At 65.7% G+C, this 20,351-nt stretch carries 17 protein-coding genes; 14 read left to right on the forward strand and 3 right to left on the reverse strand.

The window, feature by feature from the left end; translation table 11 throughout:
* Window positions 1–53: 53 nt before the first annotated feature.
* Both C1925_RS09270 and C1925_RS09275 read right to left on the reverse strand, forming a co-directional pair.
* Window positions 54–2,426, reverse strand: coding sequence for a 3-hydroxyacyl-CoA dehydrogenase/enoyl-CoA hydratase family protein (locus tag C1925_RS09270; protein ID WP_108768619.1), 2,373 nt, complete (start codon window positions 2,424–2,426; stop codon window positions 54–56).
* A 53-nt stretch (window positions 2,427–2,479) separates the two neighbouring features.
* Entirely contained in the window at window positions 2,480–3,133 is a 654-nt protein-coding gene (locus tag C1925_RS09275; protein ID WP_108768620.1) for a TetR family transcriptional regulator, read from the reverse strand.
* Between the two features lie 320 nt (window positions 3,134–3,453).
* Here C1925_RS09275 and ndk point away from each other — a divergent pair, with 320 nt between their 5' ends.
* From ndk to C1925_RS09340, 14 genes are all read left to right on the forward strand, one after another.
* Window positions 3,454–3,879 (forward strand): nucleoside-diphosphate kinase, encoded by a 426-nt coding sequence (ndk, locus tag C1925_RS09280; RefSeq protein ID WP_008265389.1) that lies wholly within the window; start codon window positions 3,454–3,456, stop codon window positions 3,877–3,879.
* 10 nt (window positions 3,880–3,889) lie between these two features.
* Window positions 3,890–5,095: a 23S rRNA (adenine(2503)-C(2))-methyltransferase RlmN gene (gene rlmN, locus C1925_RS09285; protein ID WP_079221620.1), complete on the forward strand. Its 1,206-nt coding sequence runs from the start codon at window positions 3,890–3,892 to the stop codon at window positions 5,093–5,095.
* Window positions 5,082–5,885, forward strand: a complete 804-nt coding sequence (locus C1925_RS09290; RefSeq protein ID WP_108768621.1) for a tetratricopeptide repeat protein — start codon at window positions 5,082–5,084, stop codon at window positions 5,883–5,885. Before rlmN ends, C1925_RS09290 begins: the two co-directional genes overlap by 14 nt.
* 19 nt (window positions 5,886–5,904) lie before the next feature.
* A complete protein-coding gene (locus C1925_RS09295) occupies window positions 5,905–6,771 on the forward strand; it encodes a helix-turn-helix domain-containing protein (RefSeq protein ID WP_108768622.1) in 867 nt (288 codons plus the stop codon).
* Between the two features lie 64 nt (window positions 6,772–6,835).
* A complete protein-coding gene (locus C1925_RS09300) occupies window positions 6,836–7,474 on the forward strand; it encodes a tetratricopeptide repeat protein (protein ID WP_108768623.1) in 639 nt (212 codons plus the stop codon).
* A complete protein-coding gene (bamB, locus tag C1925_RS09305) occupies window positions 7,474–8,682 on the forward strand; it encodes an outer membrane protein assembly factor BamB (protein ID WP_108768624.1) in 1,209 nt (402 codons plus the stop codon). The genes C1925_RS09300 and bamB overlap by 1 nt, the downstream gene beginning before the upstream one ends.
* Window positions 8,683–8,697: 15 nt before the next feature.
* Complete coding sequence (gene der, locus C1925_RS09310) at window positions 8,698–10,095, forward strand: ribosome biogenesis GTPase Der (protein ID WP_108768625.1); 1,398 nt, start codon at window positions 8,698–8,700, stop codon at window positions 10,093–10,095.
* 216 nt (window positions 10,096–10,311) lie between these two features.
* Entirely contained in the window at window positions 10,312–11,448 is a 1,137-nt protein-coding gene (gene moeB, locus C1925_RS09315; RefSeq protein WP_108768626.1) for a molybdopterin-synthase adenylyltransferase MoeB, read from the forward strand.
* Between the two features lie 23 nt (window positions 11,449–11,471).
* Complete coding sequence (locus C1925_RS20935) at window positions 11,472–11,672, forward strand: hypothetical protein (protein ID WP_159097503.1); 201 nt, start codon at window positions 11,472–11,474, stop codon at window positions 11,670–11,672.
* Between the two features lie 30 nt (window positions 11,673–11,702).
* A complete protein-coding gene (locus tag C1925_RS09320) occupies window positions 11,703–13,538 on the forward strand; it encodes a monovalent cation:proton antiporter-2 (CPA2) family protein (protein WP_108768627.1) in 1,836 nt (611 codons plus the stop codon).
* A 266-nt stretch (window positions 13,539–13,804) separates the two neighbouring features.
* Window positions 13,805–14,683: a bifunctional methylenetetrahydrofolate dehydrogenase/methenyltetrahydrofolate cyclohydrolase FolD gene (gene folD / locus C1925_RS09325; RefSeq protein ID WP_108768628.1), complete on the forward strand. Its 879-nt coding sequence runs from the start codon at window positions 13,805–13,807 to the stop codon at window positions 14,681–14,683.
* 582 nt (window positions 14,684–15,265) lie between these two features.
* Entirely contained in the window at window positions 15,266–16,723 is a 1,458-nt protein-coding gene (gene guaB / locus C1925_RS09330; RefSeq protein WP_108747812.1) for an IMP dehydrogenase, read from the forward strand.
* Window positions 16,724–16,832: 109 nt separating this feature from the next.
* Entirely contained in the window at window positions 16,833–18,398 is a 1,566-nt protein-coding gene (guaA, locus tag C1925_RS09335) for a glutamine-hydrolyzing GMP synthase (protein WP_054171531.1), read from the forward strand.
* Window positions 18,399–18,698: 300 nt separating this feature from the next.
* Window positions 18,699–19,955: a site-specific integrase gene (locus tag C1925_RS09340; protein ID WP_108768629.1), complete on the forward strand. Its 1,257-nt coding sequence runs from the start codon at window positions 18,699–18,701 to the stop codon at window positions 19,953–19,955.
* Window positions 19,956–19,979: 24 nt separating this feature from the next.
* Here C1925_RS09340 and C1925_RS09345 read toward each other — a convergent pair whose 3' ends face one another.
* The gene (locus C1925_RS09345; RefSeq protein WP_108770661.1) at window positions 19,980–20,339 is read right to left on the reverse strand and encodes an AlpA family phage regulatory protein; all 360 of its coding nucleotides are present in this window, start codon (window positions 20,337–20,339) and stop codon (window positions 19,980–19,982) included.
* Window positions 20,340–20,351 lie beyond the last annotated feature (12 nt).

The following is a 20,351-nucleotide window of genomic DNA, read 5'->3' on the forward strand; positions in this document are numbered from 1 at the left end:
TCGGCACCTACCAGGGCGGAGGAGTGCCGGCCGCAGCCGGCACCCGCCATCAATCAGTTGCGCAGCGGCTTGCCGGTCTTCAGCATGTGCGCGATGCGGGCCTGGGTCTTTTCCTGCTGGGCCAGTTCGACGAAGTGCTTGCGCTCCAGGGTCAGCAGCCACTCTTCGTCCACCAGGGTGCCGCGGTCGACCTTGCCGCCGCACAGCACGGTGGCGATGCGCTCGGCAATCTCGTAGTCGTACGGGCTGATGAAACGGCCTTCCAGCATGTTGACCAGCATCATCTTGAAGGTGGCGATGCCCACGTCACCGGCCACCTGGATGCGGCGTGCCGGCAGCGGCGGGCGGTAACCGGCTTCGGCCAGTGCACGTGCTTCGGCCTTGGCGATGTACAGCGCCTCGTAGCTGTTGAACACCACCTTGTCGGTGCTGCGCAGCAGGCCCAGTTCCTGGGCGTTGACCGCCGAGTTGGACACCTTGGCCATCGCCACGGTCTCGAAGGTCTTCTTCAGTTCGGCGAACACGTCACCGCCCGGGCCGGCCGCCTGCGAGGCACGCACGGCCAGTTCCTTCAGGCCACCACCGGCCGGCAGCAGGCCGACGCCGGCCTCGACCAGGCCGATGTAGCTTTCCAGGAAGGCCACGGTCTTGGCGCTGTGCATCTGGAATTCGCAGCCGCCACCCAGGGCCAGGCCGCGCACGGCGGCAACCACCGGCACCAGCGAGTACTTGATGCGCTGGCTGGTACGCTGGAAGTTGGCCACCATTTCTTCGAACTGGTCGACCTTGCCGGCCTGCAGCAGGCCGAGGGCACCGGCCAGGTCGGCACCGGCGGAGAAGGGTTCCTTCTGCTGCCAGATCACCAGGCCCTGGAAATCCTTCTCGGCGCGGCTGACGCATTCCTGCAGGCCATCAAGCACCTGGTCGGAGACGGTGTTCATCTTGGTCTTGAAGCTGACCACGGCGATGCCGTCGCCGTCGTGCCACATGCGCAGGCCGTCGTTCTCGAACACGGTCTCGCCCGGCGCGAACTTCTCGCCCAGCAGCGGATCCGGGAAGCGCTGGCGCTGGTACACCGGCAGCGCCGAACGCGGCAGCTTGGCGTTGCGCGACGGGCTGTAGCTGCCTTCGGCGGCGTGCACGCCGTCGCGGCCATCGAACACCCAGTCCGGCAGCGGCGCGCTGCTCATGCTCTTGCCGGCCACGATGTCATCGGCGATCCACTGCGCGACCTGCTTCCAGCCGGCGGCCTGCCAGGTTTCGAACGGGCCCAGCGACCAGCCGTAGCCCCAGCGGATGGCCAGGTCCACGTCGCGCGCGGTCTCGGCAATGTCGGCCAGGTGGTAGGCGCTGTAGTGGAACAGGTCGCGGAAGGTCGCCCACAGGAACTGCGCCTGCGGGTGCTGGCTTTCGCGCAGCTTGGCGAACTTCTCGGCCGGGTTCTTGATCTTCAGGATCTCGACCACTTCCGGCGCGGCGGTGCGGTCGGCCGGGCGGTAGTCCTGCTTTTCCAGGTCGAGGACGACGATGTCCTTGCCGACCTTGCGGAAGATGCCAGCGCCGGTCTTCTGGCCCAGCGCGCCCTTGGAAATCAGCGCGTCCAGCCACTTCGGCGACTTGAAGAATTCATGCCACGGGTCATTCGGCAGGGTGTCGCCCATGGTCTTGATGACGTGGGCCATGGTGTCCAGGCCGACCACATCGGAGGTGCGGTAGGTGGCCGACTTCGGGCGGCCGACCAGCGGGCCGGTCAGGCCGTCCACTTCATCGAAGCCCAGGCCGAATTCCTGGGTGTGGTGGATGGTGGACAGGATCGAGAACACGCCGATGCGGTTGCCGATGAAGTTCGGGGTGTCCTTGGCGTACACCACGCCCTTGCCCAGGGTGGTGACCAGGAATGCTTCCAGGCCTTCCAGCACGGCGACATCGGTGGTGGTGGCCGGAATCAGCTCGGCCAGGTGCATGTAGCGCGGCGGGTTGAAGAAGTGCACGCCGCAGAAGCGGTGGCGCAGCTGCTCCGGCAGCACGTCGGCCAGCTTGTTGATGCCCAGGCCCGAGGTGTTGGAGGCCAGCACCGCGTGGTCTGCCACGAACGGGGCGATCTTCTTGTACAGGTCCTGCTTCCAGTCCATGCGCTCGGCGATGGCCTCGATGATCAGGTCGCAGTCCTTCAGCTGGTCCAGGCCCGACTCGTAGTTCGCCGGGGTGATGGCTTCAGCCAGCGACTTGCTGGCCAGCGGTGCCGGGCTCAGCTTGCCCAGGTTGGCGATCGCCTTCAGCACGATGCCGTCGGCCGGACCTTCCTTGGCGGGCAGGTCGAACAGCACGGTGTCGACGCCAGCGTTGGTGAGGTGGGCGGCGATCTGGGCACCCATGACGCCGGCACCCAGCACGGCGGCGCGGCGGACTAGCAGGGAATTGGACATGGTGTAGGGCCTTTGTTGGTCAGCAGTTACTGGGTGGGTCACACCCGGTGGAATCACGGGGAAGCGGGCAGGGCACTGCCGCGTGCGGCGGCGCGGAACCCGGCTTCGGCGAAATGGATCAGTTCATGGGCGGCATTGGCACGATGCGCCGCTTCGGTGACACCTGCGGGTCGCTTGATCAGGCCGAAATCTGCCATGGCGTAGGTGAGCGAACCGGCCAGGAAATCCAGGCGCCAGTACAGCTCTTCCTTGCTCAGGCCCGGCACGCACTCGGCGATGGCCTTGCCGAACGCGCGCAGCACGTGGCCGTAGTGGTCGGACAGGAACTTGCGCAGGTTGTCGTTCTTCTCGGCGTAGGCGCGGGCGATCACCCGCACGAAGGCGCCGCCGCTCTGCCGGTCCTGGGCCATGGCCAGGGCGGGCTCGACGAAGGCGGCCAACACCGGGCGCAGTTCGCCGGGGTGTTCGCTGCGGGCGCGCTCCAGCTGGGCCAGGCGCACGCTGGTCATCTCGTCCATGCGGCGGCGGAACACCTCGTTGACCAGATTTTCCTTGGAACCGAAGTGGTAGTTGACCGCCGCGATGTTGACGTCGGCCTGGCTGGTGACCTGGCGCAGGGAGGTGCCGGCGAAGCCATGCAGGGCGAACAGCTCCTCGGCGGCCCCGAGGATCCGGTCCTTGGTCGAGAAGTGGGCGGGCTTGGCCATGGGGCGGCGGACCTTAATCAAACGATTGTTTGATACTAGGACCAGACGGGGGCGTATGGCATTTTGCAGTGCAGCAAAATGGCCGGGACGGTTACAAGGGATTCAGTAGTGCCAGCCCGTGGCTGGCAGCCGGCGATCCTGAATGGGAGCCCGCGGGCCGAAAATGCCGGGCATCAGGCCTGCCAGCCATGGGCTGGCACTACTGGGCAGGATCTCTTACAATTCGCCTACGTTTATCAGGCTAAGCCCGCGTCCCGACGCGGGTTTTTTTCATGTTACCCTTCGGGCCATCAGCGGCCCGATTCCATTGGAGACATCCCATGGCGCTGGAGCGCACCCTTTCGATCATCAAGCCGGACGCCGTTGCCAAGAACGTCATCGGCGAAATCTACGCCCGCTTCGAGAAGGCCGGCCTGAAGGTCGTGGCCGCCAAGTACAAGCAGCTGTCGCGTCGTGAAGCCGAAGGCTTCTACGCCGTGCACCGCGAGCGTCCGTTCTTCAACGCGCTGGTCGAGTTCATGATCTCCGGCCCGGTGATGATCCAGGCCCTGGAAGGCGAGAACGCCGTCCTGGCCCACCGCGACCTGCTGGGCGCCACCAACCCGAAGGAAGCCGCTGCGGGCACCATCCGCGCCGACTTCGCCGAATCCATCGATGCCAATGCCGCCCACGGCTCGGACTCGGTCGAGAATGCCGCGATTGAAATCGCGTACTTCTTCGCCGCCACCGAAGTCGTCTCGCGCTGAGAGTAATGCCGTGAATGAGGTCGTACAGTCCCCCGCCATCCAGCCGCTGCCGAAGTCGGCACCCACGGCTGGCAAGCAGAACCTGCTCGACCTCGATCGCGCGGGCCTGGAGAAGTTCTTCGTCGAGGTTCTCGGCGAGAAGAAGTTCCGTGCCCATCAGGTGATGAAGTGGATCCACCATCGCTACGTCACCGATTTCGATGAAATGACCGACCTCGGCAAGGTCCTGCGCGCCAAGCTGCAGGCCCATGCCGAGGTGCTGGTTCCGAACATCGTGTTCGACAAGCCCTCCGCCGACGGCACCCACAAGTGGCTGCTGGCGATGGGCGTGGATGGCAAGAACGCCATCGAGACCGTGTACATCCCCGACAAGACCCGCGGCACGCTGTGCGTGTCCTCGCAGGTCGGTTGCGGCCTGAACTGCACGTTCTGCTCCACCGCCACCCAGGGCTTCAACCGCAACCTGACCACCGCCGAGATCATCGGCCAGGTGTGGGTTGCTGCACGCCACCTGGGCAACGTGCCGCACCAGATGCGCCGCCTCACCAACGTGGTGATGATGGGCATGGGCGAGCCGCTGATGAATTTCGACAACGTCGTGCGCGCCATGAGCGTGATGCGCGACGATCTGGGCTACGGCCTGGCCAACAAGCGCGTGACCCTGTCGACCTCCGGCCTGGTGCCGCAGATCGACCGCCTGTCCACCGAAAGCGACGTGTCGCTGGCGGTGTCGCTGCACGCGCCGAACGATGCGCTGCGCGAGACGCTGGTGCCGCTCAACAAGAAGTACCCGATCGCCGAGCTGATGGCTTCGTGCGCACGCTACCTGCGCGCCAACAAGCGCCGCGAATCGGTCACCTTCGAATACACCCTGATGAAGGGCATCAACGACAAGCCCGAGCATGCCCGTGAGCTGGCCCGCCTGATGCGCCAGTTCGACAACGCGGTGCAGGCCAAGGATTCGGGCAAGGTCAACCTGATCCCGTTCAACCCGTTCCCGGGCACCCGCTACGAGCGTTCGGAAGAAGCGCACATCCGCGCCTTCCAGAAGATCCTGCTCGACAGCAACGTGCTGACGATGGTCCGCCGCACCCGTGGCGACGACATCGACGCCGCCTGTGGCCAGCTCAAGGGCCAGGTGATGGACCGCACCCGCCGCCAGGCGGAGTTCAACAAGACGTTGCAGGCAGGGAAGGGGAGCGATGCGGCCGCATGACCGCCTCTGGCCAGTCCTGATTGCAGGGGTGCTGGCCGTTTCGGCCAGTGGCTGCAGCAAGACCACCAAATCGCACCTCCCCGAGGAATACACCCGCGGCGGTGAAATCGCCCCGGAACGCCATGTGCGCGATGCGCCGGGCGTCCGTGAGGAATTCCGTTACCAGGACCAGCTGGCGCTGGCAGCCCGCGACATGCAGGTGGGCAACCTGGACGAGGCCGAGCGCAAGGTGCGACAGGCCATCAAACTCAAGCCCAAGGGCGTGGACGGGGTGATGCTGATGGCCGGCATCGACGACCGTCGCGGCCGTACCCAGCAGGCTGGCGAGGGCTTCCGCCGCGCCGCCGAACTGGCACCGCAGCGCCCTGACGTGCTCAACAACTACGGCGCCTGGCTGTGCCAGAACGGCAATCCCGCCGAATCGCTGGTGTGGTTCGACCGTGCGCTGCAGCTTCCTGGCAGCGCTTCGGCAGGCGGCATTTTGGCCAATGCCGGTCGCTGTGCGCTCGATGCCGGGCAGGTCGAGCGCGCCGAACGCGACCTGCGCGCGGCGCTGGTGATGGTGCCGGCCAACCCGGTCGCACTCGAGGCGATGGCCCAGCTCAACGTCCGCCGTGGCCAGTTCTTCGAGGCGCGCGCCTTCGCCGAACGTAGGATTGCGGCTGCACCGGCCACACGTTCCGTGTTACAACTTGCGTCTGAAATCGAGGCGCGACTGGGCGATCAGGCGGCATCCGATCGTTATCTGCAGCGGATTCGACAGGAATTTCCGCAGGACGCGGGCTCCTAACCTCCAGGGTTGATGCATTGTGATTGATGACCAGACTGTGAGCGCTCTCGATACTGCGGCCGGCTGCGGCACCCGCCTGCGCCAGGCCCGCGAGGCGGCCGGACTGACCCTTGATGATGTCGGCCAGCGCCTGCGCATGCCGGTCCAGGTGGTCAAGTCGCTTGAAGAAGAGCAGTGGCAGAAGCTCGGCGCCCCGGTATTCGTCCGTGGCCAGCTGCGCAGCTATGCGCGCCTGCTGAACGTGGATATCAGCCAGCTGCTGGAGCAGGCCCAGGTCGGTGCGGTCGTTCCGCCCACCCTGGTCAGCCATACCCATACCCCGCGTGCCCGCCGCATCGCCGAGAACCTCGGCCGGCGCATGCTGTATGTCGGTATCACCGCGGTGCTGGCGGTGCCGGTGTGGTTCGCCACCCGCGGCCACTTCGACAACACCCCGGCGACCCCGAACACGGCCTCGCTGGACGTGGTGCCGGCCGCCGTGCCGGTGGCCCCGTCCTCGGTCGGCAATGAACCTGCGGCCGCCAGTGCCGAGCCGGCGGTTGCCGCCGCCAAGCCGGCAGCCACCCCCTACGTGGCCTCGCTGGCCCCGGTGCCGCGCCCGGCCCCGGCCGCCCCGGCTACCGCCAACCTGGACATGCAGTTCAGTGGCGACAGCTGGGTCGATATCGCTGGCCCCGATGGCGGCTCGGTCGAGAAGGCGCTGATCAAGGCCGGCGAGACCCGCAGCTTCACGCCCGGCCAGGTGAGCCGCGTGACCCTGGGCAACGCTTCGGCGGTCCAGGTTCAGCAGAACGGCGCTATCGTCGATCTGACTCCCTACCAGCGAGCCAACGTGGCCCGCTTTCAGGTATCCTCTGAAGGCTCCGTTGTCCCGGTTTCACACTGAGACGCGGTTTCACCACCTTCGATAATCCCAATGGTCCCTCCCTACGGGCGGGGCGAGAGTACGCATGGCGATCGACGATCTGCTCGACGAGCACGAACAAAGTGAACGTGTCCGCAGCTGGCTGCGGAAGAATGGCGCCAGCATCCTCGGTGGCGTAGCGATCGCCATCGGCGCCATTGCCGGCTGGCAGTGGTACCAGACCAACCAGGGCGGCAAGCTGGCCTCGGCCAATGTCGAGTACCAGAAGGCGCTGGTTGGCCTGCAGGGGAACAAGCTGGATGACGCGGCAAAGGCGGTCAAGGCGCTGGAGGCTGGCCCGAACAGCATCTATGGCGACCTGGCGGCCCTGCAGCTGGCCAAGGCGCAGGTCGATGCCGGCAAGAACGAAGAAGCACTGGCCACCCTGCGCGGCGTGAAGGTCGAAGGCGACCTGCAGCGCGTGGTTGACCAGCGCGTGGCCCGCCTGCTGGTGGCCACCGGCAAGAGCGACGAAGCGATCAAGCTGCTTGGCAGCGCCACCGACAGCGGCAGCCTGGAAATCCAGGGCGATGCGCTGCTGGCGCAGGGCAAGCGTGACGCGGCCCGTGAGCAGTATGAGAAGGCGCTTAAGACGCTGGACGTGGCAGCACCGCAGCGGCGTGTGCTGGAAACCAAGGTTATGGACGCTGGCGGCACCGTCGCCGCCCCTGCGGAGTCGGTTTGATGAGTCAGAAGGTCATGATTACGCGCGTCGCCTCCGTCCTGCTGCTGGGCATGGCACTGGCCGGCTGCAGCACCATGAAGGGCTGGTTCGCCGGTAAGGATGCCGCCGCCAAGAAGGCGCAGGAGCCGGCCGAACTGGTCAAGTTCGAGCCGACCCTGAAGGTCAACAAGGCCTGGTCGGTCAACCTGGGCAAGGGCGAGCGCCGCATCGGCGTGCGCCAGGGCCCGGCCGTGGCCAATGGCCATGTGTTCGCTGCGGCGATCACCGGTGGCGTGCACGCCATCGACCTGGAGACCGGCAAGAAGGTCTGGACCTGGGAGCCGCAGAAGGAAAAGAAGAAGGCCAAGCTGCGCCTGTCCGGCGGCCCGGGTGTCGGCGAGAACCTGGTGGTCATCGGTACCCTCGATGGCCAGGTGATCGCGCTGGACATCAACGATGGCAGCGAGAAGTGGCGCGCCCGCGTGCCGGGCGAAGTGATCTCGGCCCCGGCCGTGTCGCAGGGCCTGGTGTTCGTGCGCAGCAATGATGGCCGCGTCACCGCGTTCGAAGCCTCCAACGGCACCCAGAAGTGGTTCAATCCCAGCGAGCTGCCGGCGCTGACCGTGCGTGGCAACGCGCCGGTGGTCACCGGTCCGGGCGTGCTGTTCATCGGCAAGGATGACGGCGCTGTCGCCGCCCTGGCCATGCAGGATGGCCGCACCCTGTGGGACCAGACCGTGGGCAGCCCCGAAGGCCGTACCGAGCTGGACCGCATGGCCGACGTCGACGGCGCTCCGGTGCTGGAAGGCAATACGCTGTTCGTGAGCAGCTTCAAGAACCAGACCATGGCCATCGAAGGCCCGACCGGTCGCCCGCTGTGGGCGCGCGACCACGGCGGTGCCGGCGGCGTGGCGGTGTCTTCGGGCAATGTGTTCGTTACCGACCCCAAGGGCGGCGTGTTCGGCCTGGACAAGACCAGCGGCACCGCGATGTGGTCGCAGACCGGTCTGGCGCGACGTTCGCTGACCGGCCCTGCGCTGCAGGGTGATTATGTGGTCGTCGGTGACTACAAGGGATACCTGCATTGGCTGCAGGCCTCCGACGGCGCGATGGCGGCGCGGGCCAAGAGCGGCGGTGACGCCCTGCTGGCCCAGCCAATCGTCGTCGACGGGGTGCTGCTGGTGCAGAATGTTGATGGCAAGCTGACCGCATTCCGGTTGGCAAATTAATACGGAGTAATCGCGATGCTGCCTTTGGTCGCCCTGGTTGGACGGCCGAATGTCGGCAAGTCGACTATTTTCAATGCTTTGACCCGCACGCGTGACGCCCTGGTCCATGACCAGCCCGGCGTCACCCGCGACCGCAACTACGGCGTCTGCCGTCTGGACGAGGACAACCACTTCCTCGTCGTGGACACCGGCGGTATTGCCGAGGAAGAGGAAGGCCTGGCCGGCGCTACCACGCGCCAGGCTCGCGCCGCTGCGGCCGAAGCCGATCTGATCCTGTTCGTCGTCGATGCCCGCGAGGGCACCTCGGCGATGGATGACGAGATCCTGGCCTGGCTGCGCAAGCTGTCGCGCCCGACGCTGCTGCTGATCAACAAGATCGACGGCACCGACGAGGACACCGTCCGCTCGGAATTCGCCCGGTATGGCTTCAGCGAAATGCTGACCGTGTCGGCCGCCCATCGCCAGGGTCTGGATGACCTGATGGACGAAGTGATCCAGCGCCTGCCCGAAGAAGGCAGCGGCGAAGAGCTGGACAACGATCCGAACCGCATCCGCATCGCCTTCGTCGGCCGCCCCAACGTGGGCAAGTCGACGCTGGTCAACCGCATCCTTGGCGAAGAACGCATGATCGCCTCGGACGTGCCGGGCACCACGCGAGACTCGATCGCCGTGGACCTGGAGCGAGACGGTCGCGAATACCGCCTGATCGATACCGCCGGCCTGCGCCGTCGTTCGCGCGTGGACGAGGTCGTCGAGAAGTTCTCGGTGGTCAAGACCATGCAGTCCATCGAGCAGTGCCAGGTGGCCGTGCTGATGCTGGACGCCACCGAAGGCGTGACCGACCAGGACGCCACCGTGCTGGGCGCGGTGCTGGACGCCGGCCGTGCGCTGGTCATCGCCATCAACAAGTGGGATGGCCTGACCGAATACCAGCGCGAGCAGGCGGAAACGATGCTGTCGCTGCGTTTGGGCTTCGTGCCGTGGGCCGAGTCGGTGCGCATTTCGGCCAAGCATGGTTCGGGCCTGCGTGAGCTGTTCCGTGCGGTGCACCGTGCGCACGAATCGGCGAACAAGACCTTCACCACCAGCGAAGTGAACAAGGCGCTGGAGATGGCTTACGAGACCAACCCGCCGCCGACCATCCGCGGCCACGTCTCCAAGCTGCGTTACGTGCACCCGGCCGGCGCCAACCCGCCGACCTTCATCGTGCACGGTACGCGCCTGAAGGAGCTGCAGGAATCGTACAAGCGCTACCTGGAGAACTTCTTCCGCAAGCGCTTCAAGCTGATCGGCACGCCGGTGAGCTTCATCTTCCGCGAGGGTACCAACCCGTACGAGGGCAAGAAGAACGTCCTCACCGAGCGGCAGGTCAAGGCCAAGCGGCGCTTGATGAAGCACGTCAAGGGCAAGTGATCCAAGAGAAGGCGGCCGCAGGGCCGCCTTTTTCGTTGGAACCCGGCGGGAAAACCGACCGGGGGAAACCAACGGGGGAAATCGACGGGGTAGAGTCGACTGTCAGTCGACTACCGCGCGCAGCGCGGGGTTCTGGCATTGGGCGAAGCGCAGTCGACCAACGGTCGACTCTACCGCGCTGGGCCGTGCCCGGCGGCTGCGGCCTACAATGGGCGCATGAGCATTCCAGAGCTTTCCCCACAGCAGGCGCAGGCGCGCGTGGCCCACGGTGCAGTGCTGATCGACGTGCGCCAGGCGCATGAGCGTGCCGGTGGCATGGCCGAGGGCGCGCGTGGCGTGGCCAAGGGTGACCTGCTGGCCGACCCGGCCGCGCACCTGCCGGTCCAGGGCCAGGACATCCTGCTGATCTGCCAGAGCGGCAAGCGATCGGCCGACGCGGTACAGGCGCTGCTGGCCGCAGGCTATTCAAACGTGGCCTCCGTGGCTGGCGGCACCGTGGCCTGGCGCGAGCAGGGGCTGCCATTGGTGCAACCGATGCTGGATGCCGCTGACCGCGACTTCTACGACCGCTACTCACGCCATCTGCTCTTGCCGCAGGTGGGCGAGGCTGGCCAGCGCCGCCTGCAGCAGTCGCGCGTGCTGGTGCTGGGCGCGGGTGGCCTGGGCGCGCCAGCCGGCTTCTATCTGGCCGCGGCCGGGGTAGGGCATCTGCGCTTTGCCGATCATGACCGGGTCGAGCGCAGCAACCTGCACCGGCAGATCGTGCATACCGAGGCCAGCGTCGGCCAGCTGAAGGTCGATTCGGCGCGCGAACGCCTGCTGGCCTTGAACCCGTCCATCGAGGTCGAAGCCGTGCCCGAGCGGGTGACCTCGGAGAACGTCGATCGCCTGCTGGACGGCGTCGACGTGGTGCTGGACGGCTCGGACAACTTCCCGCTGCGCTACCTGCTCAACGACGCCTGCATCAAGCACGCGACGCCCATGGTCTATGCCGCCATCGAGCGCTTTGACGGGCAGGTAAGCGTGTTTGACGCCGGCCGCCAGCGTGGCGTGGCCCCGTGCTACCGCTGCCTGTTCCCTGAACCGCCGCCGCCGGAGTTCGCGCCCAACTGTTCCGAGGCGGGCGTGCTCGGCGTGCTGCCCGGGCTGGCCGGGGTGCTGCAGGCTACCGAGGTATTGAAGCTGCTGCTGGGCATCGGCGAGCCGCTGGTTGGCCGGCTGCTGCGCTTCGATGCGCTGGGCATGCGCTTCCGCGAAACCCGTATCCAGCCTGATCCCCAATGTCCGGTGTGCGCGCCCGGGGTGCCGTTCCCGGGGTACATCGATTACGCCGCGTTCTGCCGGGGCGGGTGATCGCTGCGCACCCTCATCCACGCATGGCGTGGATCTACTGCGGCGTTGATCCACGCGATGCGTCGATGACACGCCGCGATAATCCAGTAGATCCACGCCATGCGTGGATGAATGTCGGCTATTCCGGAACGATGCTGGGTATCAATCCCGCCATCGTTCCATTTCCGGCACAACTAAACGCAACGTCGATGCTATTGCCGTCAGAAAACTTGCTCTATCGTTGAGGCCGATTTCGGTTTTCGGGGATACACCGCATGGCGGTAGAAGCAGCGACCAGCGAACTGGTCAAGGTCGTGGCCCTGTTGGGCGCGGCAGTGGTGATGGTGCCCCTGTTCCGCAGGCTCGGCCTGGGTTCGGTGCTGGGTTACTTCGCCGCGGGCCTGGCGATCGGACCGTTCGGCCTGGGCTGGTTCTCCGACCCGCAGGCGATCCTGCATACGGCCGAGCTGGGCGTGGTGATGTTCCTGTTCGTCATCGGCCTGGAAATGCGCCCCTCGCATCTGTGGAGCCTGCGCAAGGAAATCTTCGGGCTGGGCACGCTGCAGATCGTCACCTGCGCGCTGGTGCTGACCAGCATCGCCAAACTGTTCGGCCTGCCGTGGCAGGTCGCCTTCATCGGCGCCACCGGCTTCGTGCTCACCTCCACCGCGGTGGTGATGCAGCTGCTGGCCGAGCGTGGTGACATCGCGCTGCCGTCGGGGCAGAAGATCGTCTCCATCCTGCTGTTCGAAGACCTGCTGATCGTGCCGCTGCTGGCCCTGGTGGCGTGGATGGCACCGAGCGCCGGCAGTGCCGATGGCGAGGGCTCGCGCTGGTTGTCGGTGGCGATCGGCGTCGGCGCCATCGTCGGCCTGGTGCTGGTCGGCCGCTTCCTGCTCAATCCGCTGTTCCGCCTGCTTGCCGAATCGAAAGCACGCGAAGTGATGACCGCCGCCGCGCTGCTGGTGGTGCTGGGTGCGGCGCTGCTGATGCAGCTGTCCGGCCTGTCGATGGCGATGGGCGCGTTCCTTGCCGGTGTGCTGCTGAGCGAATCCACCTTCCGTCACCAGATCGAAGCGGACATCGAGCCGTTCCGCGGCATCCTGCTGGGGCTGTTCTTCCTCAGCGTGGGCATGGCGCTGGACCTGGGCGTGGTGGCTGGCAACTGGCCGATGATCGTCGGCCTGGTGCTGGCGCTGATGGCGGCCAAGGCGCTGTGCATCTACGTGGTGGCGCGGCTGATGGGCAGCGACCACGCGCAGGCGATGGACCGCGGCGTGCTGATGGCGCAGGGCGGCGAATTCGCCTTCGTGCTGTTCTCCGCCGCGGCCAGTGCCGGCGTCATCGACATGGATATCAATGCCAACTTCACCGCCGTGGTGGTGCTGTCGATGGCGCTGACCCCGCTGGTGGTGCTGGTCTACAAGCGCGTGGCGCCGAAGCCGGAAGTGAGCCTGGAAGGCGTGGACACCGCCGACGGCCTGTCCGGCAGCGTGCTGATGATCGGCTTCGGCCGCTTCGGCCAGGTGGCCAGCCAGTCGCTGCTGGCCCGCGACGTGGACGTGACCATCATCGACAACGACGTGGAGATGATCCATAACGCCGAGCGCTTCGGTTTCAAGATCTATTACGGCGATGGCACGCGTCTTGACGTGCTGCATGCCTCCGGCGCCGGTACCGCACGGGCGATCGCGGTGTGCGTGAACAATGCCGAGGATGCCGACCGCATCGTTGAACTGGTCGCGCATGAATTCCCGCAGGCCAAGCTGCTGGTGCGCTCGTTCGACCGCGAGCACTCGCTGCGGCTGATTCATGCCGGCGTCGATTTCCAGATCCGCGAGACGTTTGAATCGGCGCTGATGTTCGGCCAGGCCGCGCTGATGGAGCTGGGTGCGGACGAGGACGACGCGCAGGAGATCGCCGAGCAGATCCGCGAGCGCGATGCCGAGCGCTTCGAGTTGGAAATGGCCGGCGGCAGCCTGCGTGCTGGCGCGCACATGGTGTTCGGCAGCGCGCTGCCGGGCGTGCCGACCCCGACCCCGTTCACCGCGCCCAAGCGCAAGGCCCGCACGTTGAATGCGGACCAGGTGCCGGAAGAAGAAGAGGATTGAGGGCAGGGGTCGGATCCCTTTCCAACGGAAAGGGCTCTGACCCCGTGCTGGTTGCGTGACGGTGGTAGTGCCGGCCGCTGGCCGGCATTGCTGCGCTCATGAGGTTGCCGGCCAGCGGCCGGCACTACCGGTACCTGAGCTTGGTCGGTGGGGTCAGAGCCCTTTGCCTGAGGCAAAGGGATCCGACCCCGCTGCCACATCCCGGTGGGCGAGGGGGCCTGAATCAGGGACAATAGCGTCCCCGCCGCCGCCTGCCCCCGCATTCGATGACTGACTCCGCCGCCCAGCTTCCTGCCCGCATCCTCGATGGCCGCCGTATTGCCGAGGACCTGCTCGACAGCCTGAAGGTGCGCGTCGACGCCCGGGTGGCTGCCGGTGGCAGCCGCCCCGGCCTGGCCGTGGTGCTGGTGGGTGGCGACCCGGCGTCGACCGTGTACGTGCGCAACAAGCGCCGTGCGGCCGAAAAGGTCGGCATCGAAGCGCATGACTACGATCTGCCGGCCGGCACAAGCGAGGCCGAACTGCTGGCCCTGATCGACCAGCTGAACGCCGATCCGAAGATCAACGGCATCCTGATCCAGCTGCCGCTGCCGGGCATTCCCGACGCGCGCCGCCTGATCCAGCGCATCGACCCGCGCAAGGACGTGGACGGCTTCCACCCGGAAAACGTCGGCCACCTGGCCCTGCGTGAATTCGGCCTGCGCCCGTGCACCCCGCGCGGCATCACCACGCTGCTGGGCCACACCGACCAGCCGGTGCGCGGCCGCAACGCCACCATCGTGGGTGTCAGCAACCACGTCGGCCGGCCGATGGGCCTGGAGCTGCTGATTGCCGGCTGCACCGTCACCAGCTGCCACAAGTTCACCCCCAAGGACGTGCTGGAACAGGCCGTGCGCAATGCCGACATCCTGGTGGTGGCCGTGGGCCGCCCGGGCATCGTGCCGGGCGAGTGGGTGAAGCCGGGCGCGGTGGTGATCGACGTCGGCATCAACCGGCTGGAAGACGGCCGCCTGGTGGGCGATGTCGGCTTCGAGGCTGCGGCGGAGCGGGCGAGCTGGATCACCCCGGTGCCGGGTGGTGTCGGCCCGATGACCGTGGCCACGCTGATGCAGAACACGCTGGAAGCTGCGGAAGCGCTGAGCTGATTGCCGGCTCCTGGTGGGTTGGTGGGTGCCGACCGTTGGTCGGCACATTGCCGGACAGTGCGGACCAACGGTCCGCACCTACCAAAAACAGGCCGGGCTGGCTTCTGGTGGGTGCCGACCGTTGGTCGGCACATTGCCGGGTAGTGCGGACCAACGGTCCGCACCTACCAAAAACAGGCCGGGCTGGTTTCTGGTGGGTGCCGACCGTTGGTCGGCACATTGCCGGACAGTGCGGACCAACGGTCCGCACCTACCAAAAACAGGCCGGGCTGGCTTCTGGTGGGTGCCGGCCGTTGGTCGGCACATTGCCGGACAGTGCGGACCAACGGTCCGCACCTACCAAAAGCAGGCCGAAGACCGGCTCTTGGTGGGTGCCGACCGTTGGTCGGCACATTGCCGGGTAGTGCGGACCAACGGTCCGCACCTACCAAAAACAGGCCGGGCTGGCTTCTGGTGGGTGCCGACCGTTGGTCGGCACATTCCAAAGGCCCCGCCCGCGCGACACTGCGTCGCATCCACCCCCTCCCACGGGGCGTGAAAAAGGGGTAAAATGTCGCGCTTCCCCACATCTCGGGTATGCCGATGCTGCGCATCCAGGCTGAAGCACTCACTTACGACGACGTCTCGCTCGTCCCCGCCCACTCGACCATCCTGCCCAAGGACGTCAACCTCGAAACGCGGTTGACTCGCGACCTGAAGCTGAAGCTTCCGATCCTGTCTGCGGCCATGGATACCGTCACCGAAGCCCGCCTGGCCATCGCCATGGCCCAGCTCGGCGGCATGGGCATCATCCACAAGAATCTCAGCCTGGAACAGCAGGCCGCGGAAGTGGCCAAGGTCAAGAAGTTCGAGGCCGGTGTCATCCGCGACCCGATCACCGTCGGCCCGGAAACCACCATCCGCGACGTGCTGGCCCTGACCCAGGCGCACAACATCTCCGGCGTGCCGGTGGTGGGCAGCGACGGCCTGCTGGCCGGTATCGTCACCCATCGCGACATGCGCTTCGAGACCGAGCTGGACGATCCGGTCCGCCACATCATGACCAAGAAGGATCGCCTGGTCACGGTCAAGGAAGGCGCCGCCAGCGATGAAGTGCTGCAGCTGCTGCACCGCAACCGCATCGAAAAGGTGCTGGTGGTCAACGATGATTTCGCCCTGCGTGGCCTGATCACCGTCAAGGACATCCAGAAGAACACCGACTTCCCCAACGCCGCCAAGGATCTGTCGACCCGCCTGCTGGTCGGCGCTGCCGTCGGCGTGGGTGGTGACACCGACCGCCGCGTGGAAGCGCTGGTTGCCGCCGGCGTGGACGTGATCGTGGTCGATACCGCGCACGGCCACTCGCAGGGCGTGCTGGACCGCGTTGCCTGGGTCAAGAAGAACTTCCCGCACGTGCAGGTTATCGGTGGCAACATCTGCACCGGCGAAGCCGCACTGGCGCTGCTGGACAGCGGCGCGGACGCAGTCAAGGTCGGCATCGGCCCGGGCTCGATCTGCACCACCCGCGTCGTCGCCGGCGTCGGCGTGCCGCAGGTCACCGCCATCGATCTGGTGGCCGAAGCCCTGCAGGACCGCATCCCGCTCATCGCCGACGGTGGCATCCGTTACTCGGGTGACATCGGCAAGGCGCTGGCCGCCGGTGCCTCGACCATCATGGTCGGCGGCCTGCTGGCCGGTACCGAGGAATCGCCGGGCGAGACCGAGCTGTACCAGGGCCGTTCGTACAAGAGCTACCGCGGCATGGGTTCGCTGGCTGCCATGGAGAAGGGGTCCAAGGACCGCTACTTCCAGGACGCCGCCACCGCCGACAAGCTGGTGCCGGAAGGCATCGAAGGCCGCGTGCCGTACCGCGGCCCGGTGGGCGGCATCATCCACCAGCTGATGGGCGGCCTGCGCGCCACCATGGGCTACGTGGGTTGCGCCACCATCGACGACATGCGCACCAAGCCCAAGTTCGTCAAGATCAGCGGCGCCGGCCAGCGTGAGAGTCACGTCCACGACGTGACGATCACCAAGGAACCGCCGAACTACCGCGCCTGACGCGGGCCGGAGAAAGAGGAACGAGGAAGCTGATTCCCGTTCCTCTTTTTCCATCTGCCGCAGCAAATTATTTGAAGTTTCGTTTTCCCTACTGCATTGCCAGGGCGCCATGACCAATATCCATAACGACAAGATCCTGATCCTCGATTTCGGCGCGCAGTACACGCAGCTGATCGCCCGCCGCATCCGCGAGCTGGGCGTCTACTGCGAAATCTGGGCCTGGGACCACAACCCGGCCGAGATCGCGGCGTTTGGCGCCAAGGGCATCATCCTGTCCGGCGGCCCGGAATCGACCACGCTGCCGGGCGCCCCGGCCGCACCGCAGGAAGTGTTCGACAGCGGCCTGCCGATCTTCGGCATCTGCTACGGCATGCAGACCCTGGCTGCCCAGCTGGGCGGCGCCACCGAAGCGGCTGACCAGCGCGAGTTCGGCCACGCCGAAGTGAACGTCATCAACCCCGATGCACTGTTCAAGGGCCTGAGCGACCACGGCGGCGAGCCGAAGCTGAATGTCTGGATGAGCCACGGCGACCACGTCTCCGTCGCGCCGCCGGGCTTCACCATCACCGCCACCACCGACCGCATTCCGGTGGCCGCCATGGCCAACGAAGAAAAGCGCTGGTACGGCGTGCAGTTCCACCCGGAAGTGACCCACACCCTGCAGGGCCAGGCGCTGCTGCGCCGCTTCGTGGTGGATGTGTGCGGCTGCCAGACCCTGTGGACCGCCGCCAACATCATCGACGACCAGATCGCCCGCGTGCGCGAACAGGTGGGCGATGACGAAGTGATCCTGGGCCTGTCCGGCGGCGTCGATTCGTCCGTCGTGGCCGCGCTGCTGCACAAGGCCATCGGCGAGAAGCTGACCTGCGTGTTCGTGGATACCGGCCTGCTGCGCTGGCAGGAAGGCGACCAGGTGATGGCGATGTTTGCCGAGCACATGGGCGTGAAGGTCGTGCGCGTGAATGCCGCCGACCGTTACTTCAGCGCGCTGGAAGGCGTGAGCGACCCGGAAGCCAAGCGCAAGATCATCGGTAACCTGTTCGTTGAAATCTTCGACGAAGAGTCGAACAAGCTGAAGAACGCCAAGTGGCTGGCGCAGGGCACCATCTACCCGGACGTGATCGAGTCGGCCGGCAGCAAGACCGGCAAGGCGCACGTGATCAAGAGCCACCACAACGTGGGCGGCCTGCCGGAGCACATGAAGCTGGGCCTGGTGGAGCCGCTGCGCGAGCTGTTCAAGGACGAAGTGCGCCGCCTGGGCGTCGAACTTGGCCTGCCGCGCACCATGGTCTACCGCCATCCGTTCCCGGGCCCGGGCCTGGGCGTGCGTATCCTGGGCGAAGTGAAGCGTGAGTACGCCGAGCTGTTGGCCAAGGCCGATGCCATCTTCATTGATGAGCTGCGCAAGGCGGACCTGTACGACAAGACCAGCCAGGCGTTTGCCGTGTTCCTGCCGGTGAAGTCAGTGGGCGTGGTGGGCGATGCGCGCGCTTATGAGTGGGTGATTGCGCTGCGTGCGGTGGAGACGATTGATTTCATGACGGCGCATTGGGCACATCTGCCGTATGAGTTCCTGGGTACGGTGAGCAACCGGATCATCAATGAGTTGCGGGGGGTGTCGAGGGTTGTCTATGACATCTCGGGGAAGCCGCCGGCTACTATTGAGTGGGAGTGAAATCAGGTCCTTCGGAGACTGTCGCTGACTATCGTAAAACTTACGTAACGTATTGAGTTAAAAGAAAATACGTCACGATTGCTATCGGTGGCTATCGCCGGCCAGCAAATCTGGTTGGCGGTTGAACTGGCGGTAAGAACTGAGGGCCGGATTAAGACCGTCCCGTTCACTATTTAGACCAAACCCGTCTTTGACGGTAAAGGTCTCCTCGGGAAAGCTTGTTTTATGCGGCTTTCCCGGCATCAGCAGGTCTCCTGGCCCCTGACGGTAAGAGCCGTCACGAAACAGGAGAAAACCTCGATGCTTACCGACACCGCACTGCGCAATCTCAAGCCTAAGTCCAAGATTTATAAGGCTTCAGACCGCGACGGGATGTACGTAACGGTATCGCCAACCGGTACCGTCACCTTCCGCTACGACTACCGTCTCAATGGACGCCGCGAAACCCTCACCATTGGCCGCTACGGACCTGCCGGTATTTCGCTGGCTCTTGCCCGTGAAAAGCTGATCGACGCCAAAAAGGCCGTCGCTCAGGGCAAGTCCCCTGCGCTGGAGAAGCAGCGCGAGAAGCGCCGCCTGACCGCCGCCAAGACTTTCGGCGAGATGACCGCGAAGTGGCTGGTGGGCGCCCGGATGGCCGACAGCACCAAAGCGATGCGTAGGAGCATCGTTGATCGGGACATCCTGCCGGCCTTCGAGAACAGGCAGCTCAACGAAATTGCTTCCGACGATCTGCGAGCCTTGTGCAACAAGGTGAAGGAGCGCGGAGCGCCCGCCACTGCGGTGCACATCCGCGACATCGTGAAGCAGATCTATGCCTTTGCCATCTTGCATGGCGAGAAAGTGGAGAACCCCGCTGCCGATGTGGGAGCTGCGTCGATCGCGACCTTCGTGCCGAAGGATCGCGCCTTGTCGCCGCTTGAGATCCGCCTGATGGCACGACAGATGGAATCTGTGGCGACCTATCCGACCATCCGGCTGGCATTACGCATGATCCTGCTGACGTTGGTGCGCAAGAGCGAGCTGATCCAAGCCACCTGGGATGAGGTTGATTTCGAGAACGCGACCTGGACCATCCCGAAGCAACGGATGAAAGGGCGCAACCCCCACGTGGTCTACCTCTCGCGCCAGGCGCTCGACATCTTCGTGGCGCTGCACACGTGCGCGGCCGGTTCTAAGTTCGTGCTGCCGTCGCGCTATGACGCCGACCGCTGCATGTCGAACGCGACCCTCAACCGGGTCACGCAGATCGTGGCGGAACGGGCCAAAGCCGCTGGCCTGCCGCTAGAGCCGTTCACCGTCCATGACCTGCGCCGTACCAGCTCGACGCTGCTCAACGAGATCGGCTTCAACCGCGACTGGATCGAGAAATGCTTGGCGCACGAGGACGGGCGTTCCTCACGCTCGATCTACAACAAGGCCGAGTATGCCGAGCAGCGGCGCCACATGCTGCAGGAGTGGGCCAACATGGTCGATGCCTGGGTCGACGGGCAGACCAACGTGCCGAAGCTGATGCCGGAGAACGCGGTAGTGCCGGCGTTGAGTGCGATGGCTTGATTGGATGAGAGCCGCTGCCCAGATTCATTCCTCGCTCGAACCTACCCGGACAGGGCGGGTTTTTCTTAGGTGGACATCCGGCTTCGAGACGCCGCCGCGAGGGGCTTGTTTGCGGTGCTCGACCCAAGCTTCCACTTCGGCCAAGTCCCACACGAGGCAGCGCGGCGTCAGGTTGAAGCGACGCGGGAACTCGCCGCGTCGCTCCATTTCGTAGATCGTCGTTTCGGCCAAGGGGACGATCTGCCGCAGTTCTTCACGGCGAATGGTGCGCCGGAAAGGAAGGGGGCTGCGATGCGGAAACTGCGGCAGCGCCTCGTAGGCTTCCGTCCCCGGTAATGGGAGCGCGTTGGATGTTTTCGATAGCTGTTCCACCTCGGACTCCATGAGCACACACTG

This window comes from Stenotrophomonas sp. SAU14A_NAIMI4_5 (assembly GCF_003086795.1).
Classification (GTDB): Bacteria; Pseudomonadota; Gammaproteobacteria; order Xanthomonadales; family Xanthomonadaceae; genus Stenotrophomonas.

Bases quoted from the DNA above. Each gene is read 5' to 3' on its own strand.
- C1925_RS09270 (WP_108768619.1), bottom strand. From the start codon at position 2,426: ATGTCCAATTCCCTGCTAGTCCGCCGCGCCGCCGTGCTGGGTGCCGGC.
- C1925_RS09275 (WP_108768620.1), bottom strand. From the start codon at position 3,133: ATGGCCAAGCCCGCCCACTTCTCGACCAAGGACCGGATCCTCGGGGCC.
- ndk (WP_008265389.1), top strand. From the start codon at position 3,454: ATGGCGCTGGAGCGCACCCTTTCGATCATCAAGCCGGACGCCGTTGCC.
- C1925_RS09290 (WP_108768621.1), top strand. From the start codon at position 5,082: ATGCGGCCGCATGACCGCCTCTGGCCAGTCCTGATTGCAGGGGTGCTG.
- C1925_RS09300 (WP_108768623.1), top strand. From the start codon at position 6,836: ATGGCGATCGACGATCTGCTCGACGAGCACGAACAAAGTGAACGTGTC.
- bamB (WP_108768624.1), top strand. From the start codon at position 7,474: ATGAGTCAGAAGGTCATGATTACGCGCGTCGCCTCCGTCCTGCTGCTG.
- der (WP_108768625.1), top strand. From the start codon at position 8,698: ATGCTGCCTTTGGTCGCCCTGGTTGGACGGCCGAATGTCGGCAAGTCG.
- moeB (WP_108768626.1), top strand. From the start codon at position 10,312: ATGAGCATTCCAGAGCTTTCCCCACAGCAGGCGCAGGCGCGCGTGGCC.
- C1925_RS20935 (WP_159097503.1), top strand. From the start codon at position 11,472: ATGGCGTGGATCTACTGCGGCGTTGATCCACGCGATGCGTCGATGACA.
- C1925_RS09320 (WP_108768627.1), top strand. From the start codon at position 11,703: ATGGCGGTAGAAGCAGCGACCAGCGAACTGGTCAAGGTCGTGGCCCTG.
- folD (WP_108768628.1), top strand. From the start codon at position 13,805: ATGACTGACTCCGCCGCCCAGCTTCCTGCCCGCATCCTCGATGGCCGC.
- guaB (WP_108747812.1), top strand. From the start codon at position 15,266: ATGCTGCGCATCCAGGCTGAAGCACTCACTTACGACGACGTCTCGCTC.
- guaA (WP_054171531.1), top strand. From the start codon at position 16,833: ATGACCAATATCCATAACGACAAGATCCTGATCCTCGATTTCGGCGCG.
- C1925_RS09340 (WP_108768629.1), top strand. From the start codon at position 18,699: ATGCTTACCGACACCGCACTGCGCAATCTCAAGCCTAAGTCCAAGATT.
- C1925_RS09345 (WP_108770661.1), bottom strand. From the start codon at position 20,339: ATGGAGTCCGAGGTGGAACAGCTATCGAAAACATCCAACGCGCTCCCA.